The following is a 16,817-nucleotide window of genomic DNA, read 5'->3' as shown; positions in this document are numbered from 1 at the left end:
GATTGTGATCGAAGTCCGGCATTCAGCCCTGGCCAGCCGCCACATTGGCCCGCGCCCTGTGCAGTTTCCTGTAGCTATCGATCAGGCGCTGGTGCCTGTCGAGCCCGTCCAGTTTCATGCTCGTCGGCGTTAGCCCGAAGAAGCGCACGCTCCCGTCCACCGACCCCATCACCGCATCCATCCGCGGGTTGCCAAACATCCGGCGGAAATTGCCCTCGTAATCGTCCATTTCCAGGTCGTCGTCCAGCAGCACCTCGAGCACCACATTCAAGGCCTGATAGAACAATACGCGCTCGACCGTGTTCTCGTTGTACTGCAGGAAGGCTCCCACCAGCTCCTTAGCCGCTTCAAACTGCTGCAAGGCGAGATTAATCAGCAGCTTCAACTCCAGAATCGTTAGCTGACCCCAGGCCGTATTCTCATCAAACTCGATGCCGATCAACGTGATGATGTCGGTGTAATCATCGAGTTCACTGTCTTCCAGGCGTTCGAGCAGTGCTTCCAGGCCGGCATCGTCGAGGCGATGCAAGTTCAAGATATCGGCGCGGAACGACAATGCCTTGTTGGTGTTATCCCAGATCAAGTCTTCGACCGGATAAATCTCCGAATAACCCGGCACCAGGATGCGGCAAGCCGTTGCGCCTAGTTGGTCATACACCGCCATGTACGCTTCCTTGCCCATGTCTTCGAGAATGCCGAACAAGGTTGCGGCTTCCTCGACATTGGAGTTTTCACCCTGGCCGGAGAAATCCCACTCGACGAAATCGAAGTCGGCCTTGGCGCTGAAGAAGCGCCACGACACCACGCCGCTGGAATCGATAAAGTGTTCAACGAAGTTATTCGGCTCGGTTACGGCGTTACTTTCAAAGGTGGGCGGGGGTAAATCGTTCAGGCCTTCAAAACTGCGCCCCTGCAGCAACTCGGTAAGACTGCGCTCCAGCGCCACCTCCAGGCTCGGGTGCGCCCCAAACGAGGCAAACACCCCACCAGTACGGGGGTTCATCAGGGTGACGCACATCACCGGAAACTGCCCGCCCAGCGACGCATCCTTCACCAGCACCGGGAAGCCCTGCTTTTCCAGCTCCTCAATGCCGGCCAGAATGCCGGGATATTTCGCCAACACTTCATTCGGCACATCGGGCAGCGCGATTTCACCTTCCAGAATTTCGCGCTTTACCGCCCGCTCGAAGATTTCCGACAGGCATTGCACCTGTGCTTCGGCCAGCGTATTACCGGCACTCATGCCATTGCTGAGGCACAGATTGTCGATCAGGTTGGCGGGGAAATACACCACCGCGCCGTCCGACTGACGCACGTACGGCAGCGAACAGATGCCGCGCTGCACATTGCCGGAGTTGGTGTCGTACAAATGCGAGCCACGCAACTCGCCATCGGGGTTGTAGATCTGCAGGCAGTACTCGTCGAGAATTTCAGCCGGCACCGCATCTTTAGGACCCGGCTTGAACCAGCGCTCATTCGGGTAATGCACAAACGCCGCGCTGGCGATGTCCTCCCCCCAGAACTGGTCGTTGTAGAAGTGATTGCAATTCAGGCGCTCGATAAATTCGCCCAACGCCGACGCCAACGCGCTTTCTTTGGTAGCCCCCTTGCCGTTGGTAAAACACATCGGCGAGTGCGCATCACGGGTATGCAGCGACCACACGTTAGGAACAAGATTGCGCCACGAAGCGATTTCGATCTTGATGCCCAAACCCGCCAAAACCCCCGACATATTGGCGATGGTTTTCTCCAGCGGCAGATCCTTTCCCGCAATATAGGTGCTTGCTTCTGAATCCGGCTTCAACGTCAGCAAGGCCTGAGCATCGGCATCCAGATTTTCCACCTCCTCGATCACAAACTCAGGCCCGGTTTGCACCACCTTCTTCACCGTGCAACGCTCGACGGAGCGCAAGATACCCTGACGGTCTTTGGCGGAGATATCCTCGGGCAACTCGACCTGGATCTTGAAAATCTGCTTGTAGCGGTTTTCCGGATCAACAATATTGTTCTGCGACAGGCGGATGTTATCGGTAGGAATATTGCGAGTTTCGCAATACAACTTCACAAAGTAAGCCGCACACAAAGCCGACGAAGCCAGGAAGTAATCAAACGGGCCAGGCGCCGAGCCATCGCCCTTATAGCGGATAGGCTGATCGGCCACCACCGTGAAGTCATCGAACTTGGCTTCAAGACGGAGCTTGTCGAGAAAATTGACCTTGATTTCCATCGGGGAATCCTGAAATAGCGTTCAAATCGAATTGGCCGCCATTATCGCCGTTTTCCCAGTGGAAAAGCCGTGCTTCTCCGCAGTTTGAGGAACCGGGTGCTGGCTCGGACAACAGCATGCGCAGCCGCGACGAACGTTTCAAAGGTCGGGCACACCAGACAGCCAAGCCCGACCCGCCCTACGACAAGGCAAGTCCGAAGAAACGTTGATCTACACGCGTACCAGGAATCGGTGGGCCGTTCAGCTGCTGCGGGCTCATGCCAAGTTGGAATGCATGGCCAGGTATCTCGGGATCGAGGTGGACGACGCACTGGAGATTTCGAAGCGGACTGAAATCTTGCGAGCACCATGCGGTTGCTCATGACACGTGCGGCCGCTTTCTGGCTACACCGCGTACGCGGGCTGTCGGACAACGGCAAATTGCATGCACTGAATCGCCCCTCCAGAGTGCGATCACACGCATTAAAATGTCATCTTCCTCCGCTTGATGACGAACTAATTACTACAGCCTCCACGGGCGCACCCGCCACATGCGTCCGCGGCTACATCTTGCATCTGCCGTCGCGGAGTACCGACACCCGCTTCGCCCTTATCTTTCACAATGTCTTGACGCTGTCTTCACGCGTAAAGCCTATGCTTCACACCACCGATGCGCGGAGCCGTTATGCTCGTTTTCTCCCGACTCGATTCCCTTCTTCACAGCACTGCTGGCATCGTCGCCTTCTGCCTACTGCTAACCGGCCAAAACGCCGCGGCAGGCGCCGCGCCTGCCATGCCAAGCGCGCATCCGGACACCTGGGCCACGCCGGTGGACAAATCCATCAACCTCCACCGAATGTCGCCCACGCTTTACCGCAGCGCCCTTCCGAACCGCCAGAGCATGTCCCTGCTGCAAACGCTGCAGGTACGCACCGTCGTCAGCTTCGTCAAGGACGATGACGCCGAATGGCTCGGCAATGCCGCCGTCGAGCGCGTGAGTATCCCGCTGCACGCGGACCGGGTTAAGGACGCCGACGTGCTGCGAGTGCTGCGCGTGGTGCGGGACGCCGAGACCCGCGGCCCGGTGCTGATGCACTGCAAGCACGGACGCGAGCGTACCGGCCTGATGGCCGCGATGTACCGCACGGTAATTCAGGGCTGGAGCAAGGAGGAAGCCCTCAGGGAAATGCACAACGGCGGCTTCGGCGACGAAAAGGACATCGTTGACGCGACGCGCTACGTGGAAAAGGCCGACATCGCGAAGATCCGCCAGGCGCTCGCCGACGGCAAATGCAGCACGACGCTGCTCTCCACCTGTTACGTGCGCGACTGGTACCAGAAAACCTTCGGCAGCGCGTCCAAGACCGCGCTCACGCAGTGACGCCGCTACACCCGGCAAACGCGGGTGGGACCGCGAGCCGGCAGCCGTAACTCCCAACGGCTGCCGAAACGGTTGCCGTCCTCAATTCTTGGTCGGTACGCCGTCCACGATCCCGGCGGTGTTTTCCAGCAGACTCTTGGTTGCGGTCTGCAGGAAGGCGTCGAGCTTTCTCTGCAATTGCGGGTCGCTGTCCCCGGGAATGCGCTCGGCTTTCGGATTCGCGCCCAGTTCATAGCGGTACAGGCGCGGCGCGAAGTCCTTGGGCTGCACCAGGATGCGGTCGCTGCTGACGACGGCGACGGTCTGATCGCCACCCGACGGCTTGATCACGCCAATGCCCTGATCCCCAGCCGGCAGGTTGAGCAGATCGCGGCCCCAGCACTGGTGACGCACCTCACCACCCAGGCGGCCCATGATCGTCGGCACGATGTCGATCTGGGTGCCCACGGTGTCGCGGCGGGCACCGAACTTGTCCTGGATGCCCGGGGCGATCAGCAGCAAGGGCACGTTGAAGCGGAACAAGTCCATCTCGGTGAGCTGTTCATCGCTACCAAAGCCGTGGTCGCCGACGACCACGAACAGCGTGTCCTTGAAGTACGGCAAGCGGCGCGCCTTTTCGAAGAACTGGCCGAGTGCCCAGTCGGAATAGCGCATGGCGGTCAGATGCTCGTCCAGCGTCCCGTGGCCGGTGACCCGTTCGACCGGCAGGTCCTTGGGCAGCGCATAGGGGGTGTGGTTGGAGAGCGTCTGCAGCAGCGCATAGAACGGCTTGCTGCCGTAGCCCTTGGACAGTTCGGCGGCGGCACGGTCGAACATGTCCTGATCGGACACGCCCCAGGTCGGGTCCATGAAGACCGGATCGACGAAGTCTTCGCGGCCGACGAAGGTCGTCATGCCCTGGTTGCTGAAGAAGCCTGACTGGTTGTCCCACTGGAAATTGCCGTTGTAGACGTAGAGGTCGTCATAGTCGCGAGCGCTGAGCAACTGCGGCAGACCGGAGAATTTGTGTGCACCCTCGGGGGTGCGCATCAGGTATTCGAAGCTCGGCAGGTTGGGGAAGCACGCCATGGTGGCGAACATGCCCTGATGGGTGTGGGTGCCGTTGGAGAAGAAGCGGTCGAACAACAGGCCTTCCTTCGCGAGCTTGTCGAAGTAGGGCGTGATGTTGGCCGGACTGCCGAGCGCACCGACGTAATGGCCGGCGAAGCTTTCCATCAGGATAACCACCACGTTGCGGATCGGCAGCGTGCCGGCGGCCGGCGGCGTGAAGTTGCGGCGGATGGCTGCCTTGTCGGCGGCCACCAGCTGGTCGTACGTGGTCAGCAGCATCTCGCGCACGGTCTGCACCGCCTGCTGGTCCGGCATGGTCGGCTTCCAGGCATTGTCGCGATGCGAGGAGAAGCTGTTCCTCGCGGCGTCCACCAGGGTCAGTGTGCCGTTCAGGCCCAACTGGTTGGCGAACATCGAATCGGTGGTGTAGGCATCGCCCCAACGCAGCGGGGGGCCCTGGCGCAGGTTGCCGCGTGCGGCGGTGACGGCGACCAGCAGGCAGACGAAAAACACCGGAATGCGCCAGGACCAGGGCGGAATCACCCGAACCGCCGCGACTTGCGGCGCCGCCTCGGTCTTCGGCCGGCTAAGCCGGTCCAGGCCCTGAAACAGCTTGCACAGCAACCAGGTCGCAGCAGCCCACGCGAGCAGATAGCGTCCGACCGGAAAGCCGTTCCACAGCATGCTCAATACGGTCCGGGCATCTTCCTGGAAATACTGGAATACCAGACTGTTCAGTCGCTGATGGAACTCGCGGTAGAAATCCAGTTCGGTGATGCCGAGGAACAGGGTGAGGCTGGCGACCGCCGTCAGCCACAGGCGATGCAGCCCGCGCGCCGCCATGGCGCGGACGCTGAGCAGGGACAGCAGCAGCGGAACACACGCGAACACCACGACGCGCAGATCGAAGCGGATACCATTGTAGAAGGCTTCGGCGAGCGCGGCGGCCGAGGCTGTACCGATCAACTCGCGGTTGTATGTCAGCAGCGCCACGCGTAGCAGCGTGTACAGCACTAGCAACGCGAACGCGCTGGAAAGCGTGAACAACAGGTGATTCTTGATCGTCGGATGGGCCAAACGAAAGCTAGACGGATTAGAACTCTGGGCGTCCTTGGAGGTCATGCAGATCAGGATCCGTTCGATTGATAGTTGATTTCAAGATTGCGCATGCGGTCCGGCCGATCACTGAGCACCGCAATCGAAGGTCAAAATGGCCGGAAGTGTCGTGAGGGATTCGCTGTATGGCGCTCGCTCCATGGCGCCCCAGGAACGGCGGCAACACAAGGCCCCGCTGCCGTCGCCGCATGATTGAAGCAGCCGAGACTTTACCTGATACGCAGTGAAAAATTCGTTAATCAGAAGGGTACTGTGATGCGTGCCGTATGGATCTCCGGACTGACCGCGCTGGCGCTGCTCGCCGGTTTTTTCTGGTATCTCGCGCCGCTGGACCCCGGCGCTCTGGCGCTTCAGTTCGCGTTCACGCCCAGGATGTTCGGGCAGATCGTCCACTTCTGGTCGCCGGCCGATCTCGCGCGTTACCGCATCCATCTGCCGGTGGATGTCGCCTTGCTGCTCGCATACGGACTGTTCGGCTATCTGTACGCGACGCGGGCGGACGTGTTCGCTGCCCGTGCGCCAGCGTTCCGGCACGTTCTCGCGTGGCTGCTGCCGGTCGCGGCATGCCTCGACGCGCTGGAGAATGCGCTGCACTGGTGGCTCACGGAGGTGCCGCGCTTCGGGGTCGCGCCGCTGTACGCGCTGTCGGGTGGCGCGTCGTCGCTGAAGTGGCTGCTGATCCTGGGATTCGGGCTGCTGAGCGTGTATGCCCTGTATCGCGCGGACGACTAGCCGCGCTCGAACTGCACGCGGCAGTCGCTGCGCCCGCCGCACATCACCGCGTCCGCCAGCTGCTCGACCGCATCCATGTTTTCCGCGTAGTTGTGGAGCGGAATGCGCACGGTGCGGCTGGCGAGCTGTGCAGGATCCTGGCCGATCACATGTACCAGGACGGGCAGCGGCCGGCGGATGCGCTCGCTTGTCGGCACAAGCCACGGTACCGCCGATTCGGCACTGGTTTCGTCGATCCGCGGGGGCGCGGTCAGCAGGCGGCACAACACGGATGCCGATCCGTTGTACCAGCACGTCCACACCGTTTCGATGCCGGTTTCGGCGGCTCCGCCGGACGCAGCGACACCGTTCGCAAGCACGCAGAAACCGCCCAGATACGCACGAAATTTTCCCATCCCATGCCGCTCCAATATCCGCAGGGCATTCTAGCGGTCGCCCTGGCACGGATCGCGGTAATCCCTCACGACGGACGGGCTTTGCGCCCTGCCATGTCCGATGCGGCGACGATTGACGAGCACCCGGCAACCCGGGCTATAATCCGCGCCCTTCCGCAGTGATTGCGGTCCGCCACGAGCGGCCGCAGACCGCGATGAAGCCTTGGTGGTGAAATTGGTAGACACGCTATCTTGAGGGGGTAGTGTCGAAAGACGTGCGAGTTCGAGTCTCGCCCAAGGCACCATTCAGAAATCCAGAGCAGTCCGATCGAGGCCAGCAATCCCAAGCAGCACGAGGGTTCTGGCCTTTTTCACGTCTACGGCCTGCCGCGACCCCGCGTGCGGGAACGGGGCGCTTCCGGGGGCATTCGCGGGGGCACGCAGCGCTCCTCCTCCGCCCGATGCCCCAACCCCCTGCACTCACGCCGCCGCGAAGGCCTCGGCGACCGCCGGGCAGACGATGCGCCCGGCATCGATGTTCACGCCCGCGGCGAGATGCGGATCCTCCGCGGTCGCGAGTTGCCAGCCCTTGTCGGCGAGCGCGAGCACGAAGGGCAGGGTGGCGCTGTTGAGGGCGAAGGTGGAGGTGCGCGCGACCGCGCCGGGCATGTTGGCGACGCAGTAATGCACGATGCCGTCCACGACGTAGGTCGGGTCGGCATGGGTGGTGGGGTGGCTGCTCTCGAAGCAGCCGCCCTGGTCGATCGAGACGTCGACCAGCACGGAGCCGGGCTGCATGCGCGCCAGCCACTCGCGCGGCACGAGGCGGGGGGTGCGCGCGCCGGGCAACAGCGCGGCGCCGATCGTGAGGTCGGCCTTCAGCACCAGCGACTCGATCGCGCCGCCGGTCGCGTGGCGGGTGCGGATGCGCCCGGCGAAGAGTTCGTCGAGACGGCGCAGGCGGTCCAGCGAGGGGTCGGCGACGGTGACGTCGGCACCCAGCCCGACGGCCATGCGCGCGGCGTTGTAGCCGACCACGCCGCCGCCGAGGATCACGACGCGCGCGGGCGCGACGCCGGGAACGCCGCCGAGCAGCACGCCGGAGCCGCCGTGCGGCTTCTCGAGGCAGCTCGCGCCGGCCTGGATCGACATGCGTCCGGCGACCTCGCTCATCGGCGCGAGCAGCGGCAGGCCGCCCGAGGGGCTGGTGACGGTCTCGTAGGCGATCGCGGTCGTCCCGGATGCGAGCAGCAGGCGCGTCTGCTGCGGATCGGCGGCGAGATGCAGGTAGGTGAACAGCACCTGTCCGGGCCGCAGCAGCGCGCATTCCTGCGGCTGCGGTTCCTTGACCTTGACGACGAGTTCGGCGCGGGCATAGACCTCTTCCGCGCTATCGACGATTTCTGCGCCTTCGGCACGGTACTGCTCGTCGGCCAGGCCGATCGCCGCACCGGCGCCGCTCTGCACCAGGACGCCATGACCGTGGGCGACCAGTTCGCGCACGCTGTGCGGCGTCGCGCCGACCCGGTATTCGTGGGTCTTGATTTCCTTCGGGATTCCGACTTGCATGATCGAGGGTCCGTTGCAGCGCAGGCGGCCCGCCTGCGGGGTCCGTGCCGGAGCGATGCGTGGCGGCTGCGGGAACTGCCGATGATGAACGCCTTGGTGCCCGCCTGTCATGCTGCAGCACAACATGCGTGCGAAGGTCCGAGGCGGTATCTGCGGCACTATTACCAAGGTGTTAGACGTCGTCGCGCCGCGGCGCACCACGGCGCGATTTGCGGTTTTTCTTTTCATTCCTCCGGATAGCCTGCTAGCCTGTCGGCATCGCAAGAAAGATCCGACCGACCACACGCTGTCACTCGACGAAAATGACACCTCGGCAAGGTTTCGAACGCGTCTCACCCACCGACATCCGTCTCGGCGAGCCGCTGCCCTACGCGGTGTATGACGGGTCCGGGATGCTGTTGCTGCAGGCCGGTTTCGTCATCAATACCGCGAAGCAGCGCGATGTGCTGATCGCCAACGGCTGCTTCATCAGCAACGACGCACGGCACCCCAAGCCGGCGCATCCTGCGCTGCCGGTGGCGTCGGTGAGCGAGGAGCACAGCTCCTTCGAGATGTTCGATCTGCTCAAGCTGCGCCTCAAGCGCACCTTCGACCTGTACAAGCACGGCGGCCTGGGTAACGAATTCGTGCCGCGCATCGAGGGCATCGCGCTGACGATCCAGGAGGCGTGCACGCACGACACCGACTCGGCGCTGGCCAACCTGCATCTCGACTACGACAGCTCCTACGCGGTCATTCATCACCTGCAGGCGGCGATGTTGTGCGAGCTGATCGGCAAGAAGCTGGGCGTGCCGGACGAGTCGCGCCTGCCGCTGATCAAGGCGGGCCTCACCCACGACATCGGACTGCTCGACATCCAGGACGTGCTCGACCAGCAGCTCGAGCCGCTGACCCCGCTGCAGCGCGAGCGCATCAACCGCCACCCGATCGACAGCGAATCCATCCTCGCGGACCTCGGCGTGCGCGAGAAGACCTGGCTCGACCCGGTGCGCCACCACCACGAACGGCTCGACGGCACGGGCTACCCCGACGGCAGCTCGGGCGACGCGATCAGCCTGCCGACGCGGGTGCTGGCGATCGCCGACATCTACAGCGCGATGGTGCGCGACCGCCCTTACCGCAAGGCGATGGTGTCGACCGAGGCGATGCGCAAGCTGATGCTGGAGCAGGGCTCGGCGACCGACAACCGCCTGATCGGCATGATGATCAAGGAGATCGGCGTGTTCCCGCCGGGTGCGACCGTGCGCCTCGCGAACGGCGAGATCGCGGTCGTGAAGAAGCGCACGACGAACACGGCCTGTCCGCTGGTATTTTCCTTCGTCCGCGCCGACGGCATGCCGATGCTGACCCCGGCGCAGCGCGACACCGCGCACGAGCACTGCCGCATCGAGGGCATGGTGCCGTTTTCCAGCCACCGCGGTTCGGTCGTGGTGCTGCGCGGCCTGTGGAACCGCCACTGAGGACGAGCCCGATGAACCGTTTCGAATGGAAGCCCGAATACTCCGTCGACGACGCCGAGATCGACCGCCAGCATGCGGAACTGATCGCGATCATCAACGAACTCGCCGGCCAGCTGCACGGCGAGGGTCCGTCGGACGGGGCACGTCGCGTCTTCGACCACCTCGCGCATTACGTGACGACGCATTTCGCGTACGAGGAGGAACGCGTCATCCGCGCCGGCTACCCCGACGACAAGGTCGCCGCGCACCAGGCCGAGCACAACGCGATCCTGCGCCAGCTGCAGGAATTCGAGCGCGTGTTCGAAAGCGGCGATGCCGCGGCGCTGCAGGCGATGATGCCCTTTCTCTATGGCGAATGGCTGATCCATCACATCTGCGGCACCGACAAGGAATACGTGCCCTATCTCACGGCCGCCCGCTGAAGCGGCGCGCCGGCCGGGCTGCCGCGACCGCCCAATCCGGGTAGCCTTACGACATCGGCAACACGCCCCGCTCATGACATTCTGATCGATGGCGGACTAGAATGGGTCGTTAACCCGTTTCTTGCGCGGCTCCTATCGCCATGCTCCGCATCCCTGACCGCTTCTACTGGGTGCTTCCGCTCGGGGCATGGACGGTACTGATCCTGCTGTCCCTCGGCGTGATGCTGCACCAGAACCAGACTGCCGCGTTCGCGACCGCACGCCAGCAGGGCCGCGACATCTTCCACATGATCGAGGCGATGCGCCTGTGGAATTCCGAGGCCGGCGGCGTGTTCATGCGCCAGAGCGCGTCGACGCCGCCGAACAAGTACCTGGAGCTGCCCGAGCGCGACCCGGTCACGACTTCCGGCATCCCCCTCACCACCGTCAATCCCGCCTACATGACGCGCCAGATGGCCGGCGTCATCGAACGGGAGAGCGGCATCCGCATCCACATCACCAGCCTGCGCCCGATCAACCCCGGCAACCTCGCCGATCCGTGGGAGACGGCAGCACTGCAGGCCTTCGAGAAGGCCGCCGAAAAGGAACGCAGCGAGATCCTCCACACCACGGGCGACCCGGTGATCCGCTATATGGCGCCGCTGTATGTGCGCAAGGAATGCCTGAAGTGCCACCAGAAGCAGACTTACAGCATCGGTGACGTGCGCGGCGGCATCAGCGTGTCGATCCCGGCGACGGATTTCGTCGCACGGCTCGACGCGTCGCGGCGCCAGCTCGTGATCACGCACGCCGGCGTGTGGGCGCTCGTCGCGCTGATGCTGACGATCTATCTGCATCGGTATCGCGCGCAGTGGACCAGCCTCAAGGTCCTCACCGCAACCCTCGAGGACCGCGTGCGCGAACGCACCGCCAAACTCGAGGAGGAATCCGCCGCACACCGCGCCAGCGAGCTGGAGGCGCGGCAGCACCACCAGCGCTTCCTCGACCTCGTGAACACCACCGACGGCATCGTGTGGGAAGCCGACGCACGGACTTTCGTGTTCGGCTTCGTCAGCCGCAAGGCGGAGAGCCTGCTCGGCTACCCGATCGAGGACTGGCGGACGCCCGGCTTCTGGGTCGCGCACCTGCACCCCGAGGACCGCGAATGGGCGCCGCAGTACTGCGCCTCATGCACCGGCCGGCTCGAACCCCACCGCTTCGAGTACCGTTTCATCGCCGCCGACGGCCGCGTCGTGTGGCTCGAGGACATCGTCACCGTGGTCGCCGAAAACGGCGAACCGAAGCTGCTGCGCGGCCTGATGGTCGATATCACCGCGCGCCGGGAAGCCGAACTCGAAGTGCGCCACCTGACGCAGCGCCTGACGCTGGCGACGCGCGCGGCCCACATCGGCATCTGGGAATACGAACCGCACAGCGGCAAGGTCGTGTGGGACAGCACGATGTACGAACTCTACGGCCTCAGCCCGGACGAGTTCAGCGGCCGCTTCGACGACGTGCTGGCGCGGGTCGTGCCCGAAGACGTGCCGCACCTCACCAAACTGATCGACGAGTCCCTGCGCACCGGCAGCGACTTCGTCACGACCTTCCGCATCCTGCGCCACGGCACCGAGATCCATCACATCGACGCCCAGGCGGTGCTGGTGCCCGGCAACGGCCACCAGCCGGTGCGCATGATCGGCGTCAATCGCGACGTCACCGATCGCAAGCGCAACGAGCAGGAGCTGCTGCGCCTGGCGACGACCGACGTGCTGACCGGCTGCTACAACCGCGGCTACCTGCAGCGCATGCTGGAACTGGAGATCGACCGCTCCCGGCGCCACGGCGACGTGCTGTCGCTGCTGATGTACGACCTCGACCGCTTCAAGACCATCAACGACACCTGGGGCCACGGCGTCGGCGACGCGGTGCTGGCGGACGGCGCAGCGGTCGTGCGCGAGACCATCCGCCGCACCGACACGCTGGCGCGCTGGGGCGGCGAGGAATTCATGGTGCTGTGCCCGCGCACCCCGGCCGCGGAAGCGAAGGTGCTCGCCGAACGCGTGCTGCAGGCGCTGCGCGAACACCCGACGCCGCCCGCCGGGGTCGTCACCGCGAGCATCGGCGTCGTCACGCTGCGCCCGGAAGACGGTGCCGACACCCTGCTCAAGCGGGCCGACGACCTGATGTACCGCGCCAAGGAATCGGGCCGCAACAACGTCTGCTGCGACGCGGACGCGGCCTGAGCACGCCCGCGCTCACGCCAGCCCCGCAGCCACCCGGTAGCCGGCCGCCGCCTCCACCAGCCAGTCGCGGAAGGCCGCCAGCGACGCCGTCTCCGCCTTGCGCTCGGGGATGATCAGGTAGTACGCCTTGGTGCTGAGATAGACGTGCTCGCACGGGATCACGAGGCGCCCGCTGTCGAGTTCCTCGCGGATCAGGAAGGGCGGAATCAGCGCGATCCCCATGTCCTGCATCGCCGCCTGCGCGAGCATCGAGAACAGCTCGTAGCGCGTGCCGGTCATGTCGTGCGCGACCTGCAGCCCCTGCGAGCCGAACCAGTCGCGCCAGCCATAGGGCCGCGTCGACTGCTGCAGCAGCGGCAGCGTCGCGATCTCGTCCGGCGCGAGCGCGGTGCGTCCCTGCAGCATCCGCGGACTGCACACCGGGGTGGCGTTCTCGCGCATCAGGAAATGCGCCTCGGTGCCGGGCCAGCCGGCGTCGCCGAAGTACAGCGCGGCGTCGAACTCGGTGTCGGCGAACAGGAAGGGGCGCGTGCGGTTGTTCATGTTGACGGTGACGTCAGGATGGCGCGCGAGGAACTCGCCCAGCCGCGGCAGCAGCCAGCGGGTCGCGAAGGTCGGCATCACCGCGAGCTCGATCGTCGCGCCGCGGCCGTGGTGGGCCATCACCGACAGGGTGTCGCGCTCCATCGCGTCGAGGCGCGCGCTGATCTGGCGGCTGTAGGACAGGCCCGCCTCGGTGAGCGTGACGCCGCGCTTGGTACGGCGGAACAGGCGCAGCCCGAGGAAGTCCTCGAGCGAGGCGATCTGGCGGCAGATCGCGCTCTGCGTGAGCGCGAGCTCCTCGGCCGCGCGCGTGAAGCTCTCGTGCCGCGCAGCGCGCTCGAAGGCGAGCAGGGCGGCGGTGCTGGGGATCTTGCGGCGCATCGAAGGCTCCATAAAGTGCGCAATGCGCATGACACTAAGAACGTAGGAAGGAAAAGCGCAGCGCATTCCGCCATGCAGCAGTCGATTCCGCAAAGCCGATCATTCGGCGGAAGGCGCCTGCGGCTTTTCCGCCCTACGAGTCTACGCGTCTCTCGAAGTGCGTTTTACGCACAAGCTACCACGAAATTTTCGTTTGTCGGGACGCGCTGCGCTGACTACAGTTCAGTCACCGAGCAGAGCCGGGTGGTCCCGGCCCACGACCAAACGCCGCATTGAGGAGATTCAACATGGCAACGAACCGCGTGACTTTCGACTGGGCCGACCCCCTGTATCTCGACAGCCAGCTCACCGACACCGAGCGCATGGTGCGCGACAGCGCCCGCGCCTACTCCCAGGAGCGCCTGCTGCCGCGCGTGCAGGAAGCCTTCCGCCACGAAAAGACCGACCCGGCGATCTTCCGCGAGATGGGCGAACTGGGCCTGCTCGGACCGACCATCCCCGAGCAGTATGGCGGCGCCGGCATGAACTACGTCGCCTACGGCCTGATCGCCCGTGAAGTCGAGCGCGTCGACTCCGGCTACCGCTCGATGATGAGCGTGCAGAGCTCGCTCGTGATGGTGCCGATCAACGAATTCGGCTCCGAGGCGACCAAGCAGAAGTACCTGCCCAAGCTCGCGACCGGCGAATGGATCGGCTGCTTCGGCCTGACCGAGCCCAACCACGGCTCCGACCCCGGCAGCATGGTCACCCGCGCCAGGAAGGTCGACGGCGGCTACAGCCTGTCGGGCGCCAAGATGTGGATCACCAACAGCCCGATCGCCGATGTGTTCGTCGTGTGGGCCAAGGATGACGAGGGCCAGATCCGCGGCTTCGTGCTGGAGAAGGGCTGGAAGGGTCTGTCCGCCCCGGCGATCCACGGCAAGGTCGGCCTGCGCGCCTCGATCACCGGCGAGATCGTCATGGACGAGGTGTTCTGCCCCGAAGAGAACGCCTTCCCGACCGTACGCGGCCTGAAGGGTCCCTTCACCTGCCTGAACTCCGCCCGCTACGGCATCGCCTGGGGTGCCCTCGGTGCCGCGGAAGCCTGCTACGAGACCGCACGCCAGTACACGATGGACCGCAAGCAGTTCGGCCGCCCGCTCGCCGCCAACCAGCTGATCCAGAAGAAGCTCGCCGACATGCTCACCGAGATCACGCTGGGCCTGCAGGGCTGCCTGCGCCTCGGCCGCCTCAAGGACGAGGGCAACGCGCCGGTCGAACTGACCTCGATCATGAAGCGCAACTCCTGCGGCAAGTCGCTCGACATCGCCCGCGTCGCCCGCGACATGCTCGGCGGCAACGGCATCTCGGACGAGTTCTGCATCGCGCGTCACCTGGTGAACCTCGAAGTGGTGAACACCTACGAGGGCACGCACGACATCCATGCGCTGATCCTCGGCCGCGCCATCACCGGCCTCGCCGCGTTCTCGAACTGAGTTCCGCGCCCTCGCCGGCCCGGCACCGACCTCATGCGGGTCGGGCGCCCGGGCAGGGCGACGACCCCGGCCACCGGGGTTCCTTCTTCCTCCGGGACGCGACCGGGCAGCATCCGCCGGTCGCGGCTCATCCCTCCGCGCGACGCACAGCGTCCTGATTACCCGATTCCGGCACACCGGCGGCATTGGCGCGGAACACTCCACAGCATCCGCCGGGCAGGGCGGTAGAATCCTCCGACAAGCAGCCCGGGCGCCCCGCACTGGCGGTCCCGCGACGCACCAGGCCGGAGGAACACGATGGAAAAACCGACGGATGCGACCGCCCCGTGCAACGCGACGGACGCCGCCCGCATCACCGCGCTGATCAACCGCTCGCCGGTGGTGGCGATCGAGTGGCATAACCAGCCCGGTTGGCCGGTCCGCTTCGTCAGCGACGGCGTCGCACAGTGGGGCTACGGCCGCGACGACTTCATCTCGGGCAGGATCCAGTACGCCGACCTGATCCACGCCGACGACCGCCCGCGCATCGAGCGCGACGTCGCCGAACACCTCGCCAACGGGCCGGACGACTACCGCCAGGAATACCGCATCCGCACCGCCTCCGGCACGTGGGTGTGGCTGGACGACCGCACCTGGCTCACGCGCGACGAACACGGCGCCGTGACCGAGATCCACGGCGTGCTGCTCGACATCACCGCGACCAAGGCCGCCGAGGCCGAAGTCCGCCGCCTCAACGCCACGCTGGAAGACCGCGTCGCCGAGCGCACCGCGCAGCTGCAGGCCGCCAACCAGGAACTGCGGTCCTTCTCCTACACCGTCTCGCACGACCTCAAGGCGCCGCTGCGCGGCATCGAGGGCTACAGCCAGCTGCTGCTCGAACAATACCGCGATCGCCTCGACGAGGACGGCCGCCACTTCCTGATGAGCATCCGGCGCGGCGCGCTGACCATGCACGAGCTGATCGAGGACCTGCTCGCCTACTCGCGCATCGAGCGCCAGGCGCTGGACATCCGCGCCGTCGATCTGCCCGCCGTCGTGCAGGGCGTACTCGACGGCTTCGCACACGAGATCCAGACGCGCGCCGTCGAGGTCGTCGTGAAGGAGCTGCCGCCGCAGGTCCGCACCGACCCGAGCGGGCTCACGCTGGTGCTGCGCAACCTCGTCAGCAACGCCCTCAAGTTCACCCGCACGGCGCCCGCAGCGCACATCAGGATAGATGCGTACCGGCATGACCGTCACATCGTCCTGACGGTGGCCGACAACGGCGTGGGCTTCGACATGAAGTATCATGATCGCATCTTCGAGATATTCCAGCGTCTGCATCGCGCCGAAGACTATCCCGGCACCGGCATAGGGCTCGCGCTGGTACGCAAGGCGCTGCAGCGCATGGGTGGAACGGTCTGGGCGGTCAGCGAACCGGGCCAGGGCGCGACCTTCCACGTGGAGCTTCGGCAATGACAGGCGAGCACGGCGGACGCAGCATCCTGCTGGTCGAGGACAATCCGGTCGACCTGGACCTCGCGCTGCGTGCCTTCGCGCGCCGCGGCCCGGACCGCAGGATCGAGGTCGCCCGCGACGGCGAGGAAGCGCTCGCCTACCTCCGCCGCTGGGAGCAGGGACACCCGCCGCCGGCGCTGGTGCTGCTGGACATCAAGCTGCCGCGCGTCAACGGCCTGGAGGTGCTGCGTCAGCTGAAGTCGCATCCGCGTTTCGGCTGCCTTCCGGTCGTGATGCTCACGACTTCGGGCGAAGATGCCGACGTCGGCCAGGCCTACGAACTCGGCGCCAATTCCTACATCATCAAACCGGTCAACTTCGCGCGCTTCATCGAGGTGACCGAACAGATCGAGCAATACTGGTGTCTGCTGAACGCACTTCCGAGTTAG

The 16,817-nt window shown here is 65.0% G+C and carries 13 protein-coding genes and 1 tRNA gene; 9 read left to right on the top strand and 5 right to left on the bottom strand.

The window, feature by feature from the left end:
* Window positions 1-22 precede the first annotated feature (22 nt).
* On the bottom strand, window positions 23-2,227 hold the full coding sequence (locus BW991_RS12485; protein ID WP_076602444.1) for an OsmC domain/YcaO domain-containing protein: 2,205 nt from the start codon (window positions 2,225-2,227) through the stop codon (window positions 23-25).
* A 664-nt stretch (window positions 2,228-2,891) separates the two neighbouring features.
* Here BW991_RS12485 and BW991_RS12480 point away from each other — a divergent pair.
* Entirely contained in the window at window positions 2,892-3,587 is a 696-nt protein-coding gene (locus tag BW991_RS12480) for a phosphatase domain-containing protein (RefSeq protein ID WP_076602443.1), read from the top strand.
* An 81-nt stretch (window positions 3,588-3,668) separates the two neighbouring features.
* Here BW991_RS12480 and BW991_RS12475 read toward each other — a convergent pair whose 3' ends face one another.
* Window positions 3,669-5,759, bottom strand: coding sequence for an LTA synthase family protein (locus BW991_RS12475; RefSeq protein ID WP_076602442.1), 2,091 nt, complete (start codon window positions 5,757-5,759; stop codon window positions 3,669-3,671).
* Window positions 5,760-6,008: 249 nt separating this feature from the next.
* Between BW991_RS12475 and BW991_RS12470 the strand changes: the two genes are divergently transcribed.
* Window positions 6,009-6,485, top strand: coding sequence for a hypothetical protein (locus tag BW991_RS12470; RefSeq protein ID WP_076602441.1), 477 nt, complete (start codon window positions 6,009-6,011; stop codon window positions 6,483-6,485).
* On the opposite strand, the gene BW991_RS12465 is transcribed toward BW991_RS12470, so the two are convergent.
* Window positions 6,482-6,880 carry a hypothetical protein gene (locus tag BW991_RS12465; RefSeq protein WP_076602440.1) on the bottom strand — a complete coding sequence of 133 codons (399 nt, stop codon included), beginning with the start codon at window positions 6,878-6,880 and terminating at the stop codon, window positions 6,482-6,484. The two genes, BW991_RS12470 and BW991_RS12465, sit on opposite strands and share 4 nt — an antisense overlap.
* Window positions 6,881-7,079: 199 nt before the next feature.
* Here BW991_RS12465 and BW991_RS12460 point away from each other — a divergent pair.
* A tRNA-Leu gene (locus BW991_RS12460) sits at window positions 7,080-7,164 on the top strand.
* A 175-nt stretch (window positions 7,165-7,339) separates the two neighbouring features.
* On the opposite strand, the gene ald is transcribed toward BW991_RS12460, so the two are convergent.
* Window positions 7,340-8,428 carry an alanine dehydrogenase gene (ald, locus tag BW991_RS12455; RefSeq protein WP_076602439.1) on the bottom strand — a complete coding sequence of 363 codons (1,089 nt, stop codon included), beginning with the start codon at window positions 8,426-8,428 and terminating at the stop codon, window positions 7,340-7,342.
* Between the two features lie 302 nt (window positions 8,429-8,730).
* Between ald and BW991_RS12450 the strand changes: the two genes are divergently transcribed.
* The 3 genes from BW991_RS12450 (at window position 8,731) to BW991_RS12440 (ending at window position 12,532) form a co-directional block, all read left to right on the top strand.
* Window positions 8,731-9,888 carry an HD-GYP domain-containing protein gene (locus BW991_RS12450; protein ID WP_076602438.1) on the top strand — a complete coding sequence of 386 codons (1,158 nt, stop codon included), beginning with the start codon at window positions 8,731-8,733 and terminating at the stop codon, window positions 9,886-9,888.
* Window positions 9,889-9,899: 11 nt separating this feature from the next.
* Window positions 9,900-10,310 carry a bacteriohemerythrin gene (locus BW991_RS12445; protein WP_076602437.1) on the top strand — a complete coding sequence of 137 codons (411 nt, stop codon included), beginning with the start codon at window positions 9,900-9,902 and terminating at the stop codon, window positions 10,308-10,310.
* Window positions 10,311-10,450: 140 nt separating this feature from the next.
* The gene (locus BW991_RS12440) at window positions 10,451-12,532 is read left to right on the top strand and encodes a diguanylate cyclase (RefSeq protein ID WP_076602436.1); all 2,082 of its coding nucleotides are present in this window, start codon (window positions 10,451-10,453) and stop codon (window positions 12,530-12,532) included.
* A 12-nt stretch (window positions 12,533-12,544) separates the two neighbouring features.
* Here the strand turns inward: BW991_RS12440 and BW991_RS12435 are convergent, their stop codons facing one another.
* Window positions 12,545-13,456 carry a LysR family transcriptional regulator gene (locus BW991_RS12435; RefSeq protein WP_076602508.1) on the bottom strand — a complete coding sequence of 304 codons (912 nt, stop codon included), beginning with the start codon at window positions 13,454-13,456 and terminating at the stop codon, window positions 12,545-12,547.
* A gap of 287 nt (window positions 13,457-13,743) precedes the next feature.
* Here BW991_RS12435 and BW991_RS12430 point away from each other — a divergent pair, with 287 nt between their 5' ends.
* The 3 genes from BW991_RS12430 to BW991_RS12420 all read left to right on the top strand — a co-directional run bounded on the left by BW991_RS12430 (window position 13,744) and on the right by BW991_RS12420 (window position 16,817).
* Window positions 13,744-14,931 (top strand): acyl-CoA dehydrogenase, encoded by a 1,188-nt coding sequence (locus tag BW991_RS12430; protein ID WP_076602435.1) that lies wholly within the window; start codon window positions 13,744-13,746, stop codon window positions 14,929-14,931.
* A gap of 297 nt (window positions 14,932-15,228) precedes the next feature.
* A complete protein-coding gene (locus BW991_RS12425) occupies window positions 15,229-16,389 on the top strand; it encodes a sensor histidine kinase (protein ID WP_076602434.1) in 1,161 nt (386 codons plus the stop codon).
* Window positions 16,386-16,817: a response regulator gene (locus BW991_RS12420; RefSeq protein WP_076602433.1), complete on the top strand. Its 432-nt coding sequence runs from the start codon at window positions 16,386-16,388 to the stop codon at window positions 16,815-16,817. Before BW991_RS12425 ends, BW991_RS12420 begins: the two co-directional genes overlap by 4 nt.

This window comes from Aromatoleum tolulyticum, from assembly GCF_900156155.1.
Lineage (GTDB): Bacteria > Pseudomonadota > Gammaproteobacteria > Burkholderiales > Rhodocyclaceae > Aromatoleum > Aromatoleum tolulyticum.
This window is presented reverse-complemented; position numbering and strand designations above follow the sequence as displayed.

Coding starts and splice junctions, on each gene's coding strand:
- BW991_RS12485 (WP_076602444.1), bottom strand. CDS start 2,227: ATGGAAATCAAGGTCAATTTTCTCGACAAGCTCCGTCTTGAAGCCAAG.
- BW991_RS12480 (WP_076602443.1), top strand. CDS start 2,892: ATGCTCGTTTTCTCCCGACTCGATTCCCTTCTTCACAGCACTGCTGGC.
- BW991_RS12475 (WP_076602442.1), bottom strand. CDS start 5,759: ATGACCTCCAAGGACGCCCAGAGTTCTAATCCGTCTAGCTTTCGTTTG.
- BW991_RS12470 (WP_076602441.1), top strand. CDS start 6,009: ATGCGTGCCGTATGGATCTCCGGACTGACCGCGCTGGCGCTGCTCGCC.
- BW991_RS12465 (WP_076602440.1), bottom strand. CDS start 6,880: ATGGGAAAATTTCGTGCGTATCTGGGCGGTTTCTGCGTGCTTGCGAAC.
- ald (WP_076602439.1), bottom strand. CDS start 8,428: ATGCAAGTCGGAATCCCGAAGGAAATCAAGACCCACGAATACCGGGTC.
- BW991_RS12450 (WP_076602438.1), top strand. CDS start 8,731: ATGACACCTCGGCAAGGTTTCGAACGCGTCTCACCCACCGACATCCGT.
- BW991_RS12445 (WP_076602437.1), top strand. CDS start 9,900: ATGAACCGTTTCGAATGGAAGCCCGAATACTCCGTCGACGACGCCGAG.
- BW991_RS12440 (WP_076602436.1), top strand. CDS start 10,451: ATGCTCCGCATCCCTGACCGCTTCTACTGGGTGCTTCCGCTCGGGGCA.
- BW991_RS12435 (WP_076602508.1), bottom strand. CDS start 13,456: ATGCGCCGCAAGATCCCCAGCACCGCCGCCCTGCTCGCCTTCGAGCGC.
- BW991_RS12430 (WP_076602435.1), top strand. CDS start 13,744: ATGGCAACGAACCGCGTGACTTTCGACTGGGCCGACCCCCTGTATCTC.
- BW991_RS12425 (WP_076602434.1), top strand. CDS start 15,229: ATGGAAAAACCGACGGATGCGACCGCCCCGTGCAACGCGACGGACGCC.
- BW991_RS12420 (WP_076602433.1), top strand. CDS start 16,386: ATGACAGGCGAGCACGGCGGACGCAGCATCCTGCTGGTCGAGGACAAT.